Source organism: Roseicyclus sp. (genome assembly GCF_018402035.1).
Taxonomy (GTDB): domain Bacteria; phylum Pseudomonadota; class Alphaproteobacteria; order Rhodobacterales; family Rhodobacteraceae; genus Roseicyclus.
This window is the reverse complement of the sequence record NZ_JAGYJN010000008.1, coordinates 63,338-85,117: the sequence shown is the minus strand read 5'-3', so window position 1 is coordinate 85,117 and position 21,780 is coordinate 63,338. Positions and strand designations below refer to the sequence as shown.

Sequence of the window (21,780 nt, the reverse complement as noted above, 5' to 3'; positions counted from 1 at the left end):
TGCACAAAGGCATCGGCGCAGCGTTTGGCGAGTGCGCGGACGCGCCCGATATAGGCTTGGCGTTCGGTGACCGAGATCACGCCACGTGCGTCGAGCAGGTTGAACAGATGGCTGGCCTTGATGCATTGGTCATAGGCCGGGTGCGCCATGATGATGCGCTTGCCGGTCTTGGGGTCAATCGCGGGCTGATCGAGAAGGCGCGCGCATTCGGCCTCGGCATCTTCGAAATGGCGTAGCAATGTCTCGGTATTGGCCGCGTCGAAATTATGGCGCGAATATTCCTCTTCGGTCTGGCGGAACACATCGCCATAACGCAGCGCAATGGGGGCGGCGGGGTCGTTGAAGGGCATATCCATCACGTGATCGACGCCCAGCACATACATCGCCAAACGCTCGAGCCCATAGGTCAACTCGCCCGAGACGGGGTGGCAATCATGGCCGCCCACTTGTTGAAAATAGGTGAATTGCGACACTTCCATGCCGTCGCACCACACCTCCCATCCCAGACCCCAAGCGCCCAGGGTCGGGCTTTCCCAATCATCCTCGACAAAACGGATATCATGCAGCGCCATATCGATGCCGATGGCCTCCAAGCTGCCCAAGTAGAGCGCTTGCAGGTTCGGGGGGCTGGGTTTGATCAGCACTTGATACTGGTAGTAATGCTGCAAGCGATTGGGGTTTTCACCATAGCGCCCATCGGTGGGCCGGCGCGACGGTTGCACATAGGCCGCGGCCCAAGGCCGTGTGCCAAGTGAGCGCAGCGTGGTGGCCGGGTGAAAAGTACCTGCGCCCACCTCCATATCATAGGGTTGCATGATCGCGCAGCCCTGCGCGGCCCAATAGGCCTGCAACCTGAGAATGATTTCCTGAAAACTCCGCGGGGTATCGGGCATGGGGCGCGCTTTCTGGTTCTGAGGGGTGTGGCAGTGCCTCTCTAGTGTCACGCTGGCCTGTGGTCAACGCGCGCGCCGCGCGGCTGACTTGCAACTCCGCGCGCTTCTGGTGCATCCATAGCCCGATGCGAAAGCGGCCCGAAACAGGGCCTTGCGCTATGTGCTGGTGCGGGATTGGGGTGAGATGATGGTGAAAAAGACGCGTGCAGCGACAGGTGGCGGTGTTTTCGGCTTGCTCGTCGCCGCAATGCTTGCGCTGGTCTTGTCATGGCCGCTGGCCGCGCAGGCGCAAGATCAGGTCTTTGTGCAGATCGAAAGCAACGCGACATTGACCACAACCGAAGCGCGCGCGCGCGCCTATGCGCAGGTCTTGCCCGATGTGAACGCCTTTCGCGCTAGAACCGGGCTTTATGCCATCGCCCTTGGCCCCTATGCCGCTGCCGATGCGCCCGCCGTGCTGCGCGATGTCTTGGCGCGGGGGCTGGTGCCGCGTGACAGCTTTGTCGTGGATGGTAGCATCTATGCAGCACAAGTCTTTCCCATTGCGGGGGCGGCACTTGCTGTCCCTGCACCTGTCGCGGCCAACCCCGCACCCCAAGCCGAGCTTGTTGCACCAGCCGAAGTCATCGCAGTAACCGAAGCCGAAATAGCCCCGCTCCCTGAACCCGCGCCCATACCCGAAGAAACCCTGCAAGAGGCCCGCCGCAGCGAGGCGCAGCTTGACCGCCCCGCGCGCGACGCGCTGCAAATCGCGCTGCAATGGTTCGGGTTCTACAACGCCCGCATTGATGGTGACTTTGGCGCCGGCACCCGCCGCGCCATGTCGGCATGGCAGCAAGACAATGGATTTGAGCCAACAGGGGTTCTGACCACGGCGCAACGCGAGGCACTCTTGTCGGCCTATGCGGGTGAATTAGCCGCCCTTGGCATGGAAACGGTGCGCGACGCGCGCGCCGGGATCGAGATTTCGCTGCCCTTGGCGATGGTTCGCTTTGCGCAATACAATTTCCCCTTCGCGCAATTCGATGCTGCAAATGACAGCAGTGTGCAGGTGATGCTGATCAGCCAAGCGGGTGATCGTAACACGCTATTTGGTCTATACGAGATCATGCAGACGCTTGAGGTCGTGCCGCTGACGGGCGAGCGTGCGCGCCAAGGCGACCGTTTCTTGCTGACCGGGCAATCCGACACCCTGCGCAGCCATACCGAGGCGCGCCTTGTCGGCGGCGCGGTCAAGGGCTTCACCATCGTTTGGCCGCCAGAACAAGACGCACGAATCGCGCGCATTCTGCCGATGATGCAAAACAGCTTTCAGCCGATCGATGGCACCCTAGACCCCGGTGCTGTGCCACCCGCGGATGACCAAGCCATTGATCTTGTCGCGGGCTTGAGCGTGCGCGCGCCGGAACTGGTGCGCTCGGGCTTTTACATCGACGCAAACGGGCTGGTCATGACCACAACCGAGGCGGTGGCGGGCCAATGCGCGCGCATCTTGATCGATGAGGCCTATCCCGCCGAAATCGCCCTGCGTGACGAGGCACTGGGCCTTGCCGTGTTGCGGCCGCTGCAACGCTTGGCACCCATGGCCTATGCCGAGTTGGCGACCGCGCCGGGCCAAGTCAGATCCGATATCGCGGTTGCGGGATTTCCTTTTGACGGGGCTTTGGGCGGGGCATCGATGGGGTTTGGCACCTTGGCCGATCTGCAAGGCATCAATGGCGAACAGACGGTGCAGCGCCTTGATGTTGCCACCGCCGAGAGCGAGGCGGGCGGCCCGGTCTTCGACAGCGCGGGCACGGTTTTGGGCATGGTGCTTCCCGGCATGGCGGGCGGGCGTGCCTTGCCTGAGAATGTGACCTTGGCCCTGCGGGCCGACCAGCTTGGCGACGCGCTGCGGGCCGCGGGCATCACCACGCGCGCCTCCACCCGCAACACCACCCTTAACCGCGAGCTTTTGGCCCGTCTGGGGGCCGAGATGACGGTGACGGTATCGTGCTGGAACTGACATTTATTGCGTGATCTCGGCGGAAGTGAAGAAAGCCTTTCCCTTGCAGGCCCGCGCGATATGTTGCATGCCACGGGCGTGACATTCCCCCGGACAAGATCGAGGACACCATGGCAGACGGCAGCTTGAGCATGGACGCGAAACCCACCGAGGAGCTTTCGGTCCGTGAGGTGTTCGGCATCGACACCGATATGAAAATCAAGGCATTCGCCGAGCGCACCGACCGTGTGCCCGAGATCGATTCGACCTATAAATTTGACCCCGACACGACTTTGGCGATCCTTGCGGGCTTTTCGCACAACCGCCGGGTCATGATCCAAGGCTATCACGGCACGGGCAAATCGACCCATGTCGAACAGGTGGCCGCACGGCTCAACTGGCCTTGCGTGCGGGTCAACCTCGACAGCCATATCTCGCGCATCGACTTGATCGGCAAGGATGCGATCAAGCTGCGCGATGGCATGCAGGTGACCGAATTCCACGAGGGCATCTTGCCTTGGGCGCTGCGCAATCCTGTCGCCATCGTTTTCGACGAATATGACGCGGGCCGCGCCGATGTGATGTTCGTGATCCAGCGCGTGCTGGAACATGATGGCAAGCTGACGCTCTTGGATCAAAACGAGATCATCACGCCGCACAAATATTTCCGCCTGTTTGCCACGGCGAACACCGTGGGTCTGGGCGACACGACCGGCCTTTATCACGGCGTGCAGCAGATCAACCAAGCCCAGATGGACCGTTGGTCGCTGGTGGCGACGCTGAACTACCTCAGCCATGACGCGGAATCCGCCATCGTCTTGGCCAAATCGCCCCATTACAACACCGAAAAGGGCCGCCGCACGATCGGCCAGATGGTGACTGTCGCTGATCTGACGCGCACGGCCTTCATGAACGGGGAACTCTCCACCGTGATGAGCCCGCGCACCGTGATCACTTGGGCGCAAAACGCCGAGATTTTCCGCGATGTGGGCTATGCCTTCCGGCTGTCTTTCCTCAACAAATGCGACGAGCTAGAGCGCCAGACAGTGGCGGAATTCTACCAGCGTTGCTTTGACGAGGAATTGCCAGAAAGTGCTGCCTCCATGTCGATGTCCTGAGCCGCTGGTGGCTAAAAGGTTAACCAAAGGTTAATTTTTCCCTCGACAGCCCTGTGGCATGACGCCATGCAGATGGCATGCGTGGTTTTTCATTCTTTCTTCGCCTCGGGCTGCTCCTTGGCCTTGGCCTCGTCGCCTTTGGCATGGACGAGGCCGAGGCGGCGTCGACGCCTTGCGCCGTGGCGCGCGTGGTCGATGGCGATACGGTCATTCTAGATTGTCTTGGCGCGGGCCAGTTTCGCGCGCGCCTCATGGGCTTTGATACGCCAGAAACGTACCGCCCCCGCTGCAATCGCGAGGCGTTGCTCGGCCAAGCCGCCACACGGCGGCTGCGCGCGCTTTTGGATACGCCTGCGGGCTTTTCCGTGGAGCTGGGCGGCTGGGACCGCTATGAGCGCCGCTTGATCACCATCGCAATCAATGGCCGCGATGTGGGTGAGACGCTGATCGCAGAGGGGCTGGCACTCCCCTATCAGCGCGGACGCCGCCCCGATTGGTGCGCGCATCTTGGCTAAGGCCCCGTTGACCGCGCGCCCCGCGCGGTTCATCGTCGCCCCATGACATACCCCACGCCCCAAGACATTACCGCCGCTGCCGCCCTGATCAAAGGCCGGGTGCGCATGACCCCCATCTTGCAGGTCGAGGGTGCGGCGCTTGGCCTACCCTGCCCCGTGACCTTCAAGCTTGAACACACGCAAGTGACGGGAAGCTTCAAGGTGCGCGGTGCCTTCAATACCATGCTGTCTAAGGGCGTGCCGCCTGCGGGTGTCGTCGCGGCCTCGGGCGGCAATCATGGCGCGGCGGTGGCTTATGCCGCCACGCAGCTTGGTTCCCCTTCGGTCATCTTCGTACCCAAGGCCATCGCCAAGGAAGAGAAACTGCGCCGGATGCGCGACTTTGGGGGCGAGGTGATCTTGACCGATGGCGCGGTCGCGGATTGCATGGCGGCCTATGCCGCCCATGCTGCGGCGACCGGCGCGCTGTCGGTCCACCCTTACGACACCTTCCCGACCTTGGCGGGCCAAGGCACCGTGGCCGCCGAGATCGAGGCGCAAATGGGCGGCATCGACACGATCTTTGTGTCCACCGGCGGTGGCGGGCTGATTGCAGGGGTAGCTGCATGGTTTCGCGACCGCGTCCGCGTCATCTCGGTCGAGACTGAGGGCACGAATACGCTGGCGCGCTCTTTGCGCGACGGCCCAGAGATCAACGTGCAGGCGACGGGCATCGCGGCAAGCTCGCTTGGTGGGCCGCGCTTGGGGGTGATGTCCTACGCGGTGGCGCGCGACCATGTGGATCAGGCGATCGTCTTGCCAGATCAGGCGGTTTTCGACGCGGCCAAGCGACTATGGGAAGGGACGCGGCTGATCGGGGAACCCGGTGCCGCGGTTGCGCTGGCCGCACTCACATCGGGGGCCTATGTGCCCGCACCGGGCGAGCGGGTCTGCGTGCTGATCTGCGGCGGCAATGCGGCGGCTGATTGGTTTGTCGACTGACAGCGAAAGGCGCGTGAGGCCCCTTGCCCTTACCCCCTCTTCGCGCCACATTCCCGCCCATGGCAAAGCACCCGACAGATAACCCGGCCGACCCGTTCAAAAAGGCCTTGGCCGAAGCGACACGCGTCTTGGCCAATGATCCCGATCTCGCGGTCACCTATAGCGTCGATCCGCCGGGCATCGCGGGCGATAACATGCGCCTTCCGCAGGTCAGCCGCCGCATGACCCGCGACGAGGTGTTATTGGCGCGCGGCACCGCCGATGCGCTGGCGCTGCGCCACCGCTATCACGATCTCTCCACCGCCGCGCGCTACACGCCCCCCGGGCCAATGGCGCGCGATCTGATGGAGGCGATGGAAACCGCACGCTGCGAGGCGGTCGGCGCGCGTGCCATGCCCGGAACGGCGGGCAATATCGACGCCAAGATCGCCAATGAGGCGCGGCGCAAGGGCTATGGCGAAATCCGCAATGCCGCCGATGCCCCGCTGGCCACCGCTGCGGGCTATCTGATCCGGCATCTGGCCACGGGCCGCCCCCTGCCCGCCGAGGCCGCCAATGTGATGGAGCTTTGGCGCGGTTTCATCGAGGATCGCTCGGGCGGGACGCTAGAGAATTTGGGCGATGTCTTGAGCGATCAAGCCGCATTCGCCCGCTTTGCGCGCCGGGTCATCGACGATCTGGGCTATGGTGATCAGTTAGGCGACGACCCCGACGAGATGGATGATCAATCCGACGAGGAGAGCGCCGAAAGTGATGAGCAGGACCAGCCTGACAGCACCGGCGAGGATGACAGCCAAGAGGAAGAGGCCGAGGCCAACCCCGAGCGCAGCCAAGACCAGCAGCAAGACCAAAGCCAAGCCCAAGTCGAGATGGACGACCAAGGCGATATGGACGAGGCCGACGAGCAAGAAAGCCCCGATGGCGAGGCCCCGAAAGAGCCGCCACCGCCACCGCCCCATTCCGACGCCGATCCCGGCTACAAGGTGTTTTCCACCGCCCATGACGAGGAAATCGCCGCCGAAGATCTGGCCGAGGCACAGGAGTTGGAGCGCCTGCGCGCCTATCTCGACCAGCAGCTTGAGCCACTCAAAGGTGCGGTCAGCCGTTTGGCCAACAAGCTGCAACGCCGCCTTCAGGCGCAGCAGAACCGCTCATGGGAATTCGACCGCGAGGAAGGGATCCTTGATGCCGGGCGCTTGGCCCGTGTCGTCGCCAACCCGACAACGCCGCTTTCGTTCAAGGTCGAGAAAGATACCGAGTTTCGCGATACGGTCGTCACGCTGCTCCTCGACAATTCCGGCTCGATGCGCGGGCGGCCCATCTCGATTGCGGCGATCTGCGCCGATGTGCTGGCGCGCACGCTCGAGCGTTGCGGGGTCAAGGTCGAGATCTTGGGCTTTACCACCAAGGCGTGGAAGGGCGGCAAGGCGCGCGAGGAATGGCTGGCGCAAGGACGGCCCGGCCAACCCGGTCGCCTCAATGATCTGCGCCATATCGTCTATAAATCCGCCGATGCGCCCTGGCGGCGGGTGCGCGACAATCTGGGCCTGATGATGAAAGAGGGCCTGTTGAAAGAGAATATCGACGGCGAGGCGCTGGAATGGGCGCATCGGCGCATGCTCGCGCGCATGGAGGCACGCAAGATCTTGATGGTGATCTCGGATGGTGCCCCGGTCGATGACAGCACACTCAGCGTGAACCCAGCCAATTATCTTGAAAAGCACCTGCGCGATGTCATCGCGATGGTTGAGCGCCGCCGCGGCGTCGAGCTTTTGGCCATCGGGATCGGCCATGATGTCACGCGCTACTACCAGCGCGCGGTCACGATCACCGATGCCGAGCAATTGGCCGGTGCCATCACCGAACAATTGGCCGGGCTTTTCGACAGCGACCCGCGCGCACGCGCCCGCGTGATGGGCATGCGCCGCGCCAGCTAACGCGGCAGGCCGGGGTGCGGAAAACGCGCGTTTTCCGTGGCCATCGCTGCTGACACCATGCGGGGTGGCACAGGCGGGCTTGCGTATTTTTGGAAAGATGAAGGGGGTGGCGCGTGTTTCAGAGTTTCAAGGCAAAGACACGACCCGAAGATGGCGCACCGCGTCTGGCCGCATTGCGCGGCGCGATGCGCACGGCCGGGGTCGACGCTTTCTTGGTGCCGCGCGCTGACCGTTTCCAAGGTGAATATGTCGCCCCATGCGATGAGCGCTTGGCATGGCTGACGGGCTTTACCGGATCGGCGGGCTTTGCCGCGATCTTGGCCGACCGCGCCGGGGTTTTCGTCGATGGGCGCTACCGGGTGCAGATCAGAGTGCAGTCGGATATGGCGGTGTTCCAGCCCGTGGATTGGCCCGAAACAGCGCTGGAGGATTGGCTGATCGACGCCATGCCGCAAGGCGGTGTGCTGGGCTATGATCCATGGCTGCAGAGCGCGGCCGAAATCGCGCGGTTGGACAAGGCGCTTTCACCGCACCAGATCGTGTTGCAGCCGGTTGGCAACCTGATCGACACGATCTGGGCCGACCGCCCCGACCCGCCGGTGGCCCCAGCCACAGCTTGGCCACTGGAGTATGCCGGGCGCACGGCCGAAGAGAAATTGGGCCAGATTGCCGAAATTCTCGACAAAGCAGGCGATGATGCGGCACTGATCACCCAGCCTGACAGCCTGTGCTGGCTGTTGAACCTACGCGGTGGCGATGTCAGCCATACGCCGCTTTTGCAAGCCATGGGGATCATGCGGCGCGATGGGCGGCTTGATCTGTTCGTCGCGGCAGAAAAGCTCGCCTCCGTCATACTCCCGCAAGCGGTCACGGCTCATCCGCCCGCAGCGCTTGCGCCGATGCTCGAAGCCGCACAGGGCCGCTTTCGGATCGATCCCGCCTCTGCCCCGCAAGGGGCCAAGGCCATTCTCGCCGCAAGCGATGCCGTGATCACCGAGGCGGCCGATCCATGCCTTTTGCCCAAGGCGCGCAAACACCCCGCCGAGATTGCGGCCACCACAGCCGCGCATCTGCGTGATGGCGCGGCCATGGCACACTTCTTGTGCTGGTTCGACCAAGAGGCCCCCAAGGGTCAGCTGACCGAGATCGATTGCGTCCGCGCACTCGAGGGGTTCCGCCGCGACACAGGCGCACTCAAGGATATCAGCTTTGACACCATCGCGGGCGCAGGCGCCAATGGCGCCATCGTGCATTACCGCGTGACCGAGGCCAGCAACGCCCCCGTCACGCCCGGATCGCTCTTCTTGATCGACAGTGGCGGGCAGTATGTGGATGGCACGACCGACATCACCCGCACCTTGGCCGTGGGCGACACCGCACCCGATGTGGCGCGCGTGGCCTTTACCCAAGTGCTGCAAGGCATGATTGCCATTCATCGCGCACGCTTTCCCAAAGGGGTCGCGGGCGCGCATCTCGATGCTTTGGCGCGCGCGCCGCTTTGGGCGGCAGGGCGCGATTTCGATCATGGCACGGGCCATGGGGTCGGTGTCTATCTGGGCGTGCATGAGGGGCCGCAACGCATCAGCCGCGTCTCGACCATCGCGCTTGAGCCGGGGATGATCTTGTCCAATGAGCCGGGCTATTACCGCGAGGGGGCCTTTGGCATCCGGATCGAGAACCTGATCGTGGTGACACCGGCCCCCGCCCTGCCCGGCGGCGACCCGCGCGAGATGCTATGTTTCGAGACACTCACTTGGGCGCCCATCGACCGGCGGCTGGTCGTGGCCGAAATGCTCGCCCCGTGGGAGCGCGACTGGCTCAATGCCTATCACGCGGGCGTTGTGGACAAGATCGGCCCAGCACTTGACGCCCCAACGCGGGAATGGCTGTCGCGGGCATGCGCGCCGATTTGACATCTCCCTGTCACATGCCCTTGGCATCCGGACCTATGAGCTACATTAAGACGGCATCGACGAAAGGAACGCATATGGCCGAGAACATCACGATCCGAAATGCCCCCGGCAAATGGGTGGTGCGCGCAGGCGGGGCGATCTTGGGCGAAAGCGACCGCGCGCTGGAATTGACCGAGGGCGATTACCCCCCCGTCATCTATTTCCCGCGCGAGGATATCGGCATGGCGTTCTTGGAAAAAACCGCCAGCGCCACGACCTGCCCACACAAGGGCGTGGCCAGCTATTACACCGTCTGTGTCCCATCAGGTGATATGCCCGACGCGGCATGGAGCTATGAGACACCGATCACCGCCGCAGCCGTGATCGCGGGCCATATCGCCTTTTACACCGACCGGGTGACGGTCGAGCGGCTCTGATCAGCTGTGTTCTTCGGCCGCCGTGGCGGCCAGCGCGCTGTTATATGCCTTCAGCGCATCGACATGGAACAAGGCACCTTCCAGCGCGGGCGGGCCATCGCCCGGCGCAAGCTGGACGACAGGCACGAAATCAAGCCCCGTCCGCTCGAAGATCGGCAAAGCACGCTCAAGCGTGGCATTGGTGTCGGTATAGATGCCTTGCTCGATCAAGGTCAAAAGCTGCTCATGCGGGGCGGCATTTTCATGATCCATCGGGCGCATCACAAGGCCCACGCGGAACATCGCCAAAAGATAGGCTTGGGGACCGGCGGCCAGATGAATATTGCGCCGCTCAAGCTGTGTCAGGAAAAAGGATCGATCCACAAGCCGCGAGGCCAGCGCTGTCGAGATCGAGACCGCGACCATCACAGCAAGCCCTGTCTGCCAATCACCGGTAAGTTCGAACACGATCAAGGTGGTCGAGATCGGCGCCCCCAGAACCGCCGCCGCGACTGCACCCATGCCTGCAAGCGCATATAGCGTGCCTTCGCCTGATTGGTTTGGAAAGATCGCGGTCGCGACGATGCCAAAGGCCAGCCCCGCCATGGCACCGATCATCAGCGAGGGCGAGAAAATACCGCCCCCCATGCGTCCACCCAAGGTGATGGCCACTGCCAAAACCTTGAGAATGGTGAACACGATCGCCTCATGCAGCAAAAGCGATCCGGTCAGCGCGGCCGATGTCGTCTCGTAACCCACGCCGATGATATGGGGAAAGGGAATGGCAAGCCCCCCCAACATGAGCCCCGCAAAAGCGGGCCTCAGCCAACGCGGCATGCCCGTCAGCCGTTGGGCCAGATTGCCAAGATCCTCGGCCCAAAACACCGCGCGCATCAGCGCCACAGCGACCAGACCGCACAAAAGCCCAAGGATCAAAAAGGCCGGCAATTCAGCATAGAATTGCAGCGCGCTATCGGTGGTCAGGCTATATTCCGTGACCCCCCCGAATTCGAGGCGGTTGATCACCGTGCCCGCCACGGAGGCGATCACGATGGGGGCAAAAGCATGCACCGCGAAATGGCGCAAGACCACCTCAAGCGCGAAGAGCGCGCCCGCGATGGGCGCATTGAACGAGGCGCTGACAGCAGCCGCCACCGCACAGCCCATCAAATCGCGCCCAGTGATCCCATCGGCCCTGATCCAATCCGATACCTTGCTCGAGATCACGGCAGCCAGATGCACCACCGGCCCCTCGCGCCCCGACGAGCCGCCCGAGCCCAGCGTGATGAGCGAGGCAAAGGCCGAGGCGATGCCTGCCTTTTGCTCGACCCGCCCATCGGCCAGTGCCGCACCCTCGATCACATCGGCCACCGAACGCGCGCGCCCATCGGGGGTGAAAATATGCAAGATCACACCCACGACCAAGCCGCCCGCCACCGGGATCAGCAAGATCATGTACCAAGGCAGGCTTTCGGCAAAGCTGTGCATCAAGCGCACATCATCAACGCCATAAAGGGTTTCTTGCAGCCAGCTAATCCCCTTGCGGAACAAAAGCGCCGCAAAACCCGCGGCAATCCCGATCAGCAAAGCAATCAGCCAAAACTGAAGTTGGGTTGGCCCCTTCTCACGCAGCACACGCCAGCCGCGCTGGCTTGCCGCCAAGGCAGATGAAAGCCATTCCCGCAACAGGCCGAGCACGGTTTCGGCCACGTCCATCCCCTTGCGCGGACCCATCCCAATCCCCGCTCTCGCAACCGCTCCGCATGCGGCAAGCGACGGGTTAACCAAGCTGTAAGCCACGGATGGGTTTGAGAAAAGGTGAGAGTGTTCACGATCGCCATGCATTGGTGGCGCTGATGAAAACTTTCGTGATCACCAAGGTGGAAAATCGCCCCGCCATCTTTGCTTCAAAAATACTCCGGGGGAGGCGCGCCCAAAGGGCGCGGCGGGGCAGAGCCCCTCGACTCAAAGCTCGCCGCCTTTGGCGGCGGGGGCAGAGCCCCCTCGACTGAAAGATCGCCGCCTCTCGCGGCGGGGGCAAAGCCCGCTTCTTATACAAAAATCGCCTTTAGCCTTGCGCCGCGGCGATCAAGGCACGCGCAGCATCGCGCGCGGCCTCGGTGATGCGATCGCCGGCCAGCATGCGCGCGACCTCATCGATGCGCTGCGCGGGATCAAGCGCGCTGACATGGCTAAGCGTCATCCCCGCCTCGACACGTTTGGCGACCTGCCAATGATGCGCGCCAAGCGCTGCCACCTGCGGGGAATGGGTGACGACCAAGACCTGCGCCCCTTCAGCCAAGGCTTTCAAGCGCCGGCCCACCGCATCGGCGGTCGCCCCACCCACGCCACGGTCGATCTCGTCAAAGATCATCGTGATGCCGCGTGTCTGCGCGGTCAGACAGACCTTCAACGCCAAGAGAAAGCGGGACAATTCCCCGCCTGACGCGATCTTGTTCAGCGCACCTGCGGGCGCGCCGGGGTTGGTCGCGGCCACGAATGTCACTTGATCCACCCCATCCGGGCCTGCGGGGGCAATAGTGATCTCAGTGGTGAAAACCGCGCGTTCCATCTTCAGCGGCGCAAGCTCGCCCGCCATGGCCGCGTCAAGCCTAAGCGCCGCTGCGCGCCGTGCCTGCGTCAACGTCTCTGCCAAGGCGTCATAGGCTTTGGCCGCCGCGCGCTCGGTCGCGGCAAGGCTGGCGATCTGGCCCGTGCCCCCATCAAGGGCGGCAAGCCTGCCGCGCAGATCACCGGCCAGGGCGGCCAGATCATCAGGGCCAACCCCATGTTTACGCGCCAATCCGCGCAAGGCAAACAGCCGATCCTCGGTCCGCTCCAGCGCATGCGGGTCAAGATCGAGCGCCTCGGTAAAGCGGGCAAGCGCGTCTTGCGCCGTACCAAGCTCCACCATCGCGCGCTCAAGCGCAGCCAGCGCATCGTCAAGCCCACCCTCGGCCCGGTCCGCCAGCCCGTCAAGCCAGCGCCGCGCATCGCCCATCGCCCCCTCGGCCCCTTGCAGGCCAAGGGCCGCATCCGCGCGCGCCAGATCTTCACGCATTTTCGACGCCGCCTGCATCAAGCGGCGGCTGGTATCAAGTGCCGCCTCCTCGCCGGGTTGCGGGTCAAGCTGATCCAACTCGGCCACCGCATGGCGGAGGAAATCCTCTTCGGCCTGCATCCGGGCAAGATCGGCCTCGGCCGTGATCAGCGCCTTTTGTGCCGCACGATGGGCCGACCAGCTTGCACGCAGTGAAGCAAGCATCGCCGCATGCCCGCCGAAATCGTCCAGCATCGCGCGGTGCTGACGCGGGTCAAGCAGGCCGCGATCATCTTGCTGCCCATGCAGCTCGACCAGCGTATCGGAGAGCGCGCGCAGCACATCGCCACTGGCACGCCGATCATTGATCCACGCCATTTTGCGCCCATCGGGCATATTGATCCGGCGCAAGATCAAGCTCGGCTCTGCGGGCAGACCCGCGGCCTCGAGCAGCGCAAGGGCGGGATGGCCCGCACCAAGGGCAAACTCGGCCACCACCTCACCTTGGGCTGCACCCGCGCGCACCAGATCGGCGCGCCCACGCCACCCCAAGGCAAAGCCCAGCGCATCAAGCAAGATGGATTTGCCCGCGCCCGTCTCACCGGTCAACACGTTCAAACCCGGCTGAAAGGCAAGCTCCAGCCGGTCGATGATCAACATGTCGCGAATATCGAGGTGAAGCAGCATCAGGCCCCGCGCGTCCCTATCCCCAGCAGCCCATGACGGGCAGCAATGCAGAATTCAGAGCCAATCCCCGCGCACCGTCTGGCGCCAGATATCGCGCAGCCAGCCTTCGCCTGCGGCATCGGGGGCCAAATCCTGCCCGGTCAACTGACGAAACGCATCGTCATAGAAGGGCGAGGATTGGTAATTATACCCCAAGATCGCACCAGCGGTCTGCGCCTCATCGGTCAGGCCCAAGGCAAGATATGCCTCGACCAGACGCATCAGCGCCTCTGGCGTGTGGCTGGTGGTCTGGAACTGCTCGACCACGACGCGGAAACGGTTGATGGCGGCGGCGTAATGCTGCTGGCGCAGGTAATAGCGCCCAATCTCCATCTCTTTGCCGGCCAGATGGTCAAAGGCCAGATCGAAGCGCAAGATCGCGTCTTGGGCATATTCGCTGTCGGGATAGCGCTCGATCACTTCGCGAAGCGCCTGCAACGCTTGGAAGGTGATACCTTGGTCGCGGCCCACTTGGTCGATCTGGTCATAATAGCTCAGCGCCAAGAGGAACTGCGCATAAGCCGCATCTTCCTCGCCGGGATAAAAATCGAGGAACCGCTGCGCAGCGATACGGGCATTCTCGTAATCCTTGGCCGCGTGATAAGAGAATGCGGCCATGATCAAGCCACGGCTGGCCCATTCCGAATAGGGATGCAGGCGCTCAACCTCGATGAAAAGGGCGGCGGCATCCTCGGGTTCTTCGGCGGCAAGGGCGGCCTCGCCACGCTGAAAGATCGTCGCTGCATCAAGCTGCTCAAGCGGAACAGGCGCGCTGCGACCGGCGAAAAAACCACCTTCGGCAAAAAGGGCATTGTCACCACAGCCGGCAAGCGCCGTGACCAGACATAGGCTTGCCCCGAGGCTCCATTTCCGGATCGCGCCCTGACCGCTCCGTTGCATGCTTGAAAACCTCGTCTTAATCGCTTCGGGCACTGTCGCAGCACCCGCCGTACCGTGGTCCTAACACATATTTTTTGGGTGCAAAACGCAAGAGTTCACCATGACATGCACGGTGATGATCCGGGCTTTTTGATCACGCCACATGGGCCAGATCGGCCCCTGTGACACCAATGCCGGGCAGGCTTGCGGCCTGTTGCGGCGTGCACTCGACCACGCGCCATGCGCCATGGCTGGCAAAGAGCGCGCGCAAAAGCTGGTTGGTCAGCATATGGCCCGCGCGCACGCCGGTGTAGCGGCCCAAGATCGGGGCGCCCGCCAAGGCGAGATCACCCAAAGCATCGAGCATTTTGTGGCGCACCGCCTCATCTGCATGGCGAAGGCCGCCCGGCGTCAGCACGGTGTCGCCATCGACGACGACGGCATTGTCATAGCTGCCCCCCAGCGCAAGACCCGCCGCATGCATCGCATCGACATCGGATTTGCGGCAGAAGGTGCGGCTATCGCAAAACTCGCGCACGAAACGCCCATTGGCCAGATTGGCGACGCGGCGTTGACGGCCAATCGCGGCATCGGCGAAATCGATGGTGAAATCCATCTCAAGCCCCGACGCGGGTGACAGCGTCGCAATGCTATCGCCATCGGTGACTTTGACCTCGCGCAGAATCTTGATCGCGTGGATTGGTGCATCTTGTTGCTGGATACCCGCCGCCAGAAAAGCGCGGACAAAAGGCGCGGCAGAGCCGTCGAGAATGGGCAATTCCGGCCCATCGACTGCGACCAAGGCGTTATGAATGCCACAGCCTGCCAAGGCGGCCATGATATGTTCGATGGTCGATACCTCTGCACCGTCGTCGCCGCGCAGCTTGGTGCAAAGGCGGCTCATCGGAACGGCGTCATAGCGGGCGGGTATCATGGCGGAATTGGGCAGATCGGCACGCGCAAACCATAGCCCCATATGGGCCGCTTGCGGCTCTACCGTCACATTGACCCGACGACCGGTGTGAAGCCCCACACCGGATAACCGGACCGTTTGCTTGAGCGTCGCCTGCATGACCAACTCCGTGTCCCCCTTGCCCATCGACATGCCAGCGTTGGATCGCCTCATGTGATGCGCCGCAGTCCCGGCATTACCAGACCTTTAACTGCATTTAAGGTCGATAACGGCCCCGGGGGAAAGGAACAATTCAACCTTTATGACGGCTTGCAACAATGCAGGGGGGCATCGGCAAATCTTTGCCGATGCCAAGGCTGCGGAAACTCAAACCTTTGGCCAGAAACGGAAAAGGGCCAGCGCAATGCTGGCCCTTCATCTCGGAAAGTGAGTAGTTTAATTCGCCTGACGACGCAAGAAAGCGGGGATGTCGATCCGTTCTTGTTCGGGATCGACGATTCCCTCATCGGGGATTGCGCGCTGGATAGACTGCTGAACCGGGCGCGGCGGGATGGTGCCCGTCATCGCAGGCTGACGCCGCTCGATCATGCCATGCGCCTCTTCGGCATGGCCCGTCATACGGTTGATCAAGGAGCCCAAGCTGAGCCGTGCCTTATGCGCCTCGGGCTGCGGTTGCGGCTGGGCAGGGGCGGCGGGACGCGCCACATCTTTTTGGATCGCGTCGCGCAGACGGGCGAGCACTTCGGGTCGCGCGTTGCTCGCAAACTGCGGCTGGCTGGCCACTGTGTCATGGGCTGGCTGATCATAAGCCGGGGCGCGCGCTGTGGCTGCCATCGGCTGCTGAACTTGCGGCTGCGCCTCATAGACGGGGGCCGGGATGTCATCGACCGCGCCCAGATCTTCGTCGTCATAACTCTCCATGCCAAGGCTGTTGAACAGCGACGGCTCGGCATGATCATGGCGCGCAAAAGCGGCGCGGACGGGCTCAACCACGTGTTCGGGTGCGGGCGCGGGCGCGACCGCCGGGCGTGCCGCAACCGCAGCGGCGGCGTAAACGCGCGCCTCTTCCTGGGCTTTGGCGGCTTCAGACACATCAATGCCTGTGGCCACGACGCTGACGCGCATCCGACCTTCCATCGCGGTGTCGAGGGTCGAGCCCACGATGATATTGGCCTCGGGGTCAACCTCTTCGCGGATCCGGTTGGCCGCCTCGTCAAGCTCGAACAGCGTCAGATCATAGCCGCCGGTGATGTTGATCAAGACACCGCGCGCGCCCTTGAGGCTGATCTCATCCAAGAGCGGGTTAGCGATGGCCTTTTCGGCGGCTTGCAGGGCGCGGTTCTCGCCATCGGCTTCGCCCGTGCCCATCATCGCCTTGCCCATCTCGTTCATCACGGCGCGAACATCGGCGAAATCGAGGTTGATCAGACCGGGACGAACCATCAGGTCGGTCACGCCCTTCACACCCTGATAAAGCACATCATCGGCCATGGCGAAGGCTTCGGTGAAGGTGGTCTTTTCATTGGCCAGACGGAACAAGTTCTGGTTGGGAATGATGATCAGCGTATCGACGACCTTTTGCAGCGCCTCGATGCCCTCATCGGCTTGGCGCATGCGCTTGGCACCTTCGAACTGAAAGGGCTTGGTCACCACGCCGACGGTCAAAACGCCCAATTCGCGCGCGGCCTGCGCGATGATCGGGGCCGCACCGGTGCCGGTACCGCCACCCATGCCCGCGGTGATAAAGGCCATGTGGACACCGGCCAGATGATCCACGATTTCTTCAATCGACTCTTCCGCAGCCGAGGCGCCGACAGCGGGGCGCGCACCTGCGCCCAACCCTTCGGTCACGCGCGCGCCCATCTGGATGCGGGCATTGGCCCGCGACTGCGCCAAGGCCTGTGCATCGGTGTTAGCGACCACGAATTCGCAGCCATCAAGGCTTTGGTCGATCATGTTGTTGACCGCATTGCCCCCGGCCCCACCCACGCCAAACACGGTGATCCGGGGTTTCATGTCCGGCTGGCTCTTGGGCAACATAAGATTGAGTGTCATGGGTCCGTCCGCCTGTATGTGATCTTTTGCGATCAATGTTCGATGTGGCGCCGATCTTTACGTCGTGCTGCCGTTTTGCCTCTGATTTCTCACCACGTTACCCGTTTTCAGGCAGGCCGTCACGCGAAAATTCCAAGGTTTAAGCGAAATATGGGGCAAAAATCCGCCGAATTCCCTTGGTCTAGCTGTCGCCCACCAGATACGGGGGTTACCAATTCTCGCGCAACCATTTGGCCGCCCGCTTGAGGCTGCGCGCAGGGAGCCGTTCGGCGGGGGTCTCAAAGTCCCACCACTCGTCTTGCGGATAGGCCGCAAAGAGCGCCAATCCCACAAGCGAGGAGAATGCAGGCCCCGCCGCCGATTGCGGCAAGCCCTGCACGCGCAATGGGCGACCAAGGCGCACTTGATTGCCCAAGATGCGGCTGGCCAGCCCGTCCAGACCGGGGATCTGGCTGGCCCCACCGGTCAACACGATGCGCTGGCTGGGCAGATGATCAAACCCCGCCGCATCAAGCCGCACGCGCACCTCTTCCAAGATTTCTTCGACACGCGGGCGCATCACGCCGATCAACTCGGCGCGGGTGGCGGTGCGCCTGTCATGGTGCCAATCGCCGGTCTCGCCGGTCAACTCGATCACTTCGCGATCATCAAGCCCGGTGGCAATCACACCGCCAAAGCGGCATTTGATGCGTTCTGCATCGGCCATCGGGATTTGCAGCCCATGGCTGATATCGCTGGTGACATGATCGCCGCCCATCCGCACCGTATCGGCATAGATCATGTGTTTCTTGATAAAGATCGACAGGCTGGCAGTCCCGCCGCCCAGATCGATACAGGCGGCACCCAACTCTTGCTCGTCTTCCACAAGGCTGGAGATCCCCGCCGCATAGGGTGCCGAGGCCAGACCCGCCAATTCCAGATCGCAACGCTTAACGCAGTGCAGCAAGGTTTCGATTGCCGCCGCCTCAATCGACAAAAGATGCAAATCAACCGATAGCCGGTTGCCCACATGGCCGCGCGGATCGGTCAGGCCGCTGCGATGATCAAGCGCGAAATTCACCGGCTGGGCATGCAGCACTTCGCGCCCTGCCCCAAGATCAGGCAGATCGCAGGCGGCCAAAACGCGGGCCACATCGGTGTTCTCGACCGTGCCGCCGCCGATATCAACCTCACCCTCAAGCCCGTAGCTGCGCGGACGGCCACCGGCGAAAGAGACGATGACATGGTCAACGCGGATCTGCGCCATTTTCTGCGCCGCTTGCACGGCTGTGCGGATGGCGCGTTCGGTCTCTTGCAGGCTTTCAATCTCGCCAAAGCGCATGCCGCGCGACCGGGTCGTGGCCGCACCGATGATCCGCACGCTGGCTTGGCCGGCCATTGCGCCGATCCCTTCGGCGGGCGAGACAGTCTCGGCGGCATCGAATTTCAGCACAAGACACGAGACCTTGTGGCTTCCGATATCGAGCACGGCCACGACACCGCGCTTGAGCGCGTCTTGCCGTTTTGCCCGCATGGCGCGTTGCGCATGGTATAGCGTGTTCATCCGCTTTGCTCTCCGGTGGGGTTCGTCCGCGCGCGGATGCGCTCTTGGCGCAGTTCCTCCATCGCGGCGGGGGTCAGGGTCACGCTCAACCGATCCGCGTCGCGCAGATCAAGACGCAGCACATCACGGTTCAAAATATCAGTGGCATCATGCAGGCCCAGCGCGCGGTCAAGCGCTTGCACGGCACCCGCCTCGGGCAGCAAGATCCTGCGTTCGTCTTTCAGCACGACATCCCAGCGCCGCTCGCCGATGCGCACCAATCCAAGCAGGCGGTCGCCCAAAGGTGCGGCCGCGGCGTAAAGCGCCAGCGCCTCACCCACCACAAGATCCGCGCCATCCCCACCGATCAGCGGCAGCGGGCTGTCCAATGTCCGCGCGGCCAGATCGGCGACGAAATGCCCCTCGGCATCGATCAAAACGGCACCCTCGCGGGTTTGCCAAACCACGGCCGGCACGCGCTCGCGCACATTGACCGCGAGATAGCCACCCGCCTGAAGGCGCAGATCGGCCTGTGCGACGGCGGGCAAGGCCTCGATCCGGCTGCGCATGGCTGTCAGGTCCAAATCGAAGGATGACATCGGAAAGGACAGGCCAAGATAGGCGCGGATATCGTTCTCCACAGCCTCGCTTGCACCAGAGATCGCCATCACATTCACCCGAAACTCTGGGCGACCTTCAATGCTTTGGCGCAGCTCTTGCAGATGCGCGACAAATTCCGTGCGGCTTTGGTCATTGGCGAAATAAAGGCCCAGCCCGAACACGACTACGAAACTTGGCAGCCCAAGGCGCACCACGCGGCGAAACGCCGGTGTCAGCCACAAACGCTCGATGCGGTACGACCAGATCGAGGGTGCGGGATCGCGGGGATGATCGGCGATGGGTGGTGGCGGTGCCGCCACGCGGCGTGGCGCGCGTTCGGCGATCAGCGGTCGCATGAGGCATCCTCCACCAACCAGCGGCAAAGCGCGCCGAAATCATAACCGCAAACCGCCGCTTGTTCCGGCGTGAGCGAGGTGGGCGTCATGCCCGGCTGTGTATTGGTTTCCAGCAAAAACAGCCCATCCAACCCGCGCGCCGCGTCCCAGCGGAAATCGGTGCGGCTGACACCGCGACAGCCCAAGGCGCGATGGGCGGTCAGCGACATTTCCATGCAGGCGTCAAAAATGGGCTTGGGCAGATCGGCAGGCACCACATGGCGCGACCCGCCGGGCTTGTATTTCGCGTCGTAATCATACCAGCCATCGGTAATGATATCGGTCACGGTCAGCGGTCCGGGCTGGCCGGGGCCATCGCCCATCACCGAACAGGTCAACTCGCGCCCGGCCAGATAGGCCTCGACCATCACATGGTCAGGCATCGCCGCGGATAGCTGCGGCGGCGTATTCGCCCCTTCGGCCACCAGATAGACACCAACCGATGAGCCTTCGTTATTGGGTTTGATCACATAGGGCGGGGCCAGCACATGGGCGGCCATCGCTTGCGCCTTGGTCACGATCACGCTTTCGGCCACAGGCAGGCCATGGGCGCGGTAGACATCCTTGGTGCGCGCCTTGTCCATCGCAAGCGCCGAGGCCAGAACACCGGAATGTGTGTAGGGGATGCGCAGCCATTCCAGCATGCCCTGCACCGCGCCATCCTCACCCCAGCGGCCATGCAGCGCGTTGAAACAGACATCGGGTTTCAGATCGGACAGGCGCATGGCCAAATCGGGGCCACAGTCGATCTCGACCACCCCGTAACCTTCGCCCCTGAGCGCATCCGCGCAGCCACGGCCCGTGGATAAAGACACCTCGCGCTCGGACGAGGGGCCACCCATCAGCACCGCAATCAGGGGGGTTGTTCTGCTCGAACCCGCCACCATTGCCTCAATCCGCCGGATTCTATTGCCCGGTCAGTCTGTTATCGGGGCTTTGCCCCTTGTTATTTTGCCGGGCTTGCCCGGATCAATCGCGCCGGTTTCGCCCGACGCGCATGATTTCCCATTCTAGCGCTATTCCCTGCGTCTCGAAAACCCTTTTTCGGACCTCTTCGCCCAAAGATTCAAGATCTTCAGCGGTGGCGTCACCGGCATTGATGAGAAAGTTGGAATGCATCACCGACATCTGCGCACCGCCGCGTGTGGCACCGCGCATGCCTGCTTGATCAATCACCTTCCACGCCTTGAGCTCATGGGTGTCATCGGCCCGCCCCGTCGAGGAAAACCCGGCCGGGTTGCGAAAGGTCGATCCGGCGCTGCGGTCCTTGGTGGGTTGGGTCGCGTCGCGCTTGGCGATCTGGTCGGCCATCAGTGAAGCAAGCGCTTCGGGATCACCGGCAGGGGCATGAAAGGTGACCTCGGTCACGATGCTATCGGGGGGCAGATCGGTCTGGCGATAGGCAAAACCGATATCGCCCTGCCCCAGTGTTTCCGCGCGCCCATCGCGGTGAATCACACGGGCTGAAACGAAATGATCGGCCACATAGCGCCCGTAACAACCCGCATTCATCCTGAGCGCGCCACCGACAGAGCCGGGGATTGTGCGCAGGAAGGTCAGATCGCGCCCCGCCTCGGCCGCCTTGATTGCGACATGCGCATCAAGCGCCGCCGCCCCGGCTGTCACCAGATCGCCATCGATCATGATCGCGTTGAAGCCGCGCCCAAGCCGGATCACCACCCCCGCAATCCCGCCATCACGCACGATCAGGTTCGAGCCGACCCCCATGGGAAAGACCGGCACATCGGGGGCAAGTGCCGCCAGAAACATCGCCAGATCATCCGCATCGGCGGGCTGGATCAACCAATCGGCGGGACCACCCACGCGCAACCATGTCAAATCGGCCAAGGGCCGGTTAGGCGTCGCGCGCCCACGCAGGGGGATATCTTGGATCGCGGTCATTGCCGGGTTGCT

The 21,780-nt window shown here is 63.0% G+C and carries 17 protein-coding genes; 7 read left to right on the top strand and 10 right to left on the bottom strand.

Annotation, left to right across the window (positions count from 1 at the left end; genetic code table 11):
* Positions 1 to 893 (bottom strand): glycine--tRNA ligase subunit alpha (locus KG698_RS12455; RefSeq protein ID WP_213685904.1); only part of this gene is annotated, 893 nt, incomplete at its 3' end.
* A 187-nt stretch (positions 894 to 1,080) separates the two neighbouring features.
* Between KG698_RS12455 and KG698_RS12450 the strand changes: the two genes are divergently transcribed.
* From KG698_RS12450 to KG698_RS12420, 7 genes are all read left to right on the top strand, one after another.
* Complete coding sequence (locus tag KG698_RS12450) at positions 1,081 to 2,898, top strand: serine protease (protein WP_213685903.1); 1,818 nt, start codon at positions 1,081 to 1,083, stop codon at positions 2,896 to 2,898.
* 110 nt (positions 2,899 to 3,008) lie between these two features.
* A complete protein-coding gene (gene cobS / locus KG698_RS12445; protein ID WP_213685902.1) occupies positions 3,009 to 3,995 on the top strand; it encodes a cobaltochelatase subunit CobS in 987 nt (328 codons plus the stop codon).
* A gap of 77 nt (positions 3,996 to 4,072) precedes the next feature.
* Positions 4,073 to 4,510, top strand: a complete 438-nt coding sequence (locus KG698_RS12440; protein WP_300983866.1) for a thermonuclease family protein — start codon at positions 4,073 to 4,075, stop codon at positions 4,508 to 4,510.
* Between the two features lie 42 nt (positions 4,511 to 4,552).
* Positions 4,553 to 5,491: a threonine/serine dehydratase gene (locus KG698_RS12435; protein ID WP_213685901.1), complete on the top strand. Its 939-nt coding sequence runs from the start codon at positions 4,553 to 4,555 to the stop codon at positions 5,489 to 5,491.
* Positions 5,492 to 5,550: 59 nt separating this feature from the next.
* Positions 5,551 to 7,428 carry a cobaltochelatase subunit CobT gene (cobT, locus tag KG698_RS12430; protein ID WP_213685900.1) on the top strand — a complete coding sequence of 626 codons (1,878 nt, stop codon included), beginning with the start codon at positions 5,551 to 5,553 and terminating at the stop codon, positions 7,426 to 7,428.
* Positions 7,429 to 7,541: 113 nt separating this feature from the next.
* Positions 7,542 to 9,341 (top strand): M24 family metallopeptidase, encoded by a 1,800-nt coding sequence (locus KG698_RS12425; RefSeq protein ID WP_213685899.1) that lies wholly within the window; start codon positions 7,542 to 7,544, stop codon positions 9,339 to 9,341.
* Positions 9,342 to 9,415: 74 nt separating this feature from the next.
* Positions 9,416 to 9,757, top strand: a complete 342-nt coding sequence (locus tag KG698_RS12420) for a DUF427 domain-containing protein (protein ID WP_213685898.1) — start codon at positions 9,416 to 9,418, stop codon at positions 9,755 to 9,757.
* On the opposite strand, the gene KG698_RS12415 is transcribed toward KG698_RS12420, so the two are convergent.
* The 9 genes from KG698_RS12415 to murB form a co-directional block, all read right to left on the bottom strand.
* Positions 9,758 to 11,452 carry a chloride channel protein gene (locus KG698_RS12415; RefSeq protein ID WP_213685910.1) on the bottom strand — a complete coding sequence of 565 codons (1,695 nt, stop codon included), beginning with the start codon at positions 11,450 to 11,452 and terminating at the stop codon, positions 9,758 to 9,760.
* A gap of 352 nt (positions 11,453 to 11,804) precedes the next feature.
* On the bottom strand, positions 11,805 to 13,463 hold the full coding sequence (gene recN / locus KG698_RS12410) for a DNA repair protein RecN (protein WP_213685897.1): 1,659 nt from the start codon (positions 13,461 to 13,463) through the stop codon (positions 11,805 to 11,807).
* Positions 13,464 to 13,517: 54 nt separating this feature from the next.
* Entirely contained in the window at positions 13,518 to 14,402 is an 885-nt protein-coding gene (locus tag KG698_RS12405) for an outer membrane protein assembly factor BamD (protein ID WP_213685896.1), read from the bottom strand.
* Positions 14,403 to 14,535: 133 nt separating this feature from the next.
* A complete protein-coding gene (gene lpxC, locus KG698_RS12400; RefSeq protein WP_213685909.1) occupies positions 14,536 to 15,453 on the bottom strand; it encodes a UDP-3-O-acyl-N-acetylglucosamine deacetylase in 918 nt (305 codons plus the stop codon).
* A gap of 276 nt (positions 15,454 to 15,729) precedes the next feature.
* Positions 15,730 to 17,349 carry a cell division protein FtsZ gene (gene ftsZ, locus KG698_RS12395; protein WP_213685895.1) on the bottom strand — a complete coding sequence of 540 codons (1,620 nt, stop codon included), beginning with the start codon at positions 17,347 to 17,349 and terminating at the stop codon, positions 15,730 to 15,732.
* 208 nt (positions 17,350 to 17,557) lie between these two features.
* A complete protein-coding gene (ftsA, locus tag KG698_RS12390; RefSeq protein ID WP_213685894.1) occupies positions 17,558 to 18,892 on the bottom strand; it encodes a cell division protein FtsA in 1,335 nt (444 codons plus the stop codon).
* Entirely contained in the window at positions 18,889 to 19,827 is a 939-nt protein-coding gene (locus KG698_RS12385; protein ID WP_213685893.1) for a cell division protein FtsQ/DivIB, read from the bottom strand. The genes ftsA and KG698_RS12385 overlap by 4 nt, the downstream gene beginning before the upstream one ends.
* On the bottom strand, positions 19,815 to 20,750 hold the full coding sequence (locus KG698_RS12380; RefSeq protein ID WP_367114096.1) for a D-alanine--D-alanine ligase: 936 nt from the start codon (positions 20,748 to 20,750) through the stop codon (positions 19,815 to 19,817). Before KG698_RS12380 ends, KG698_RS12385 begins: the two co-directional genes overlap by 13 nt.
* An 85-nt stretch (positions 20,751 to 20,835) precedes the next feature.
* On the bottom strand, positions 20,836 to 21,768 hold the full coding sequence (murB, locus tag KG698_RS12375) for a UDP-N-acetylmuramate dehydrogenase (protein WP_213685891.1): 933 nt from the start codon (positions 21,766 to 21,768) through the stop codon (positions 20,836 to 20,838).
* Between the last annotated feature and the right edge of the window lie 12 nt (positions 21,769 to 21,780).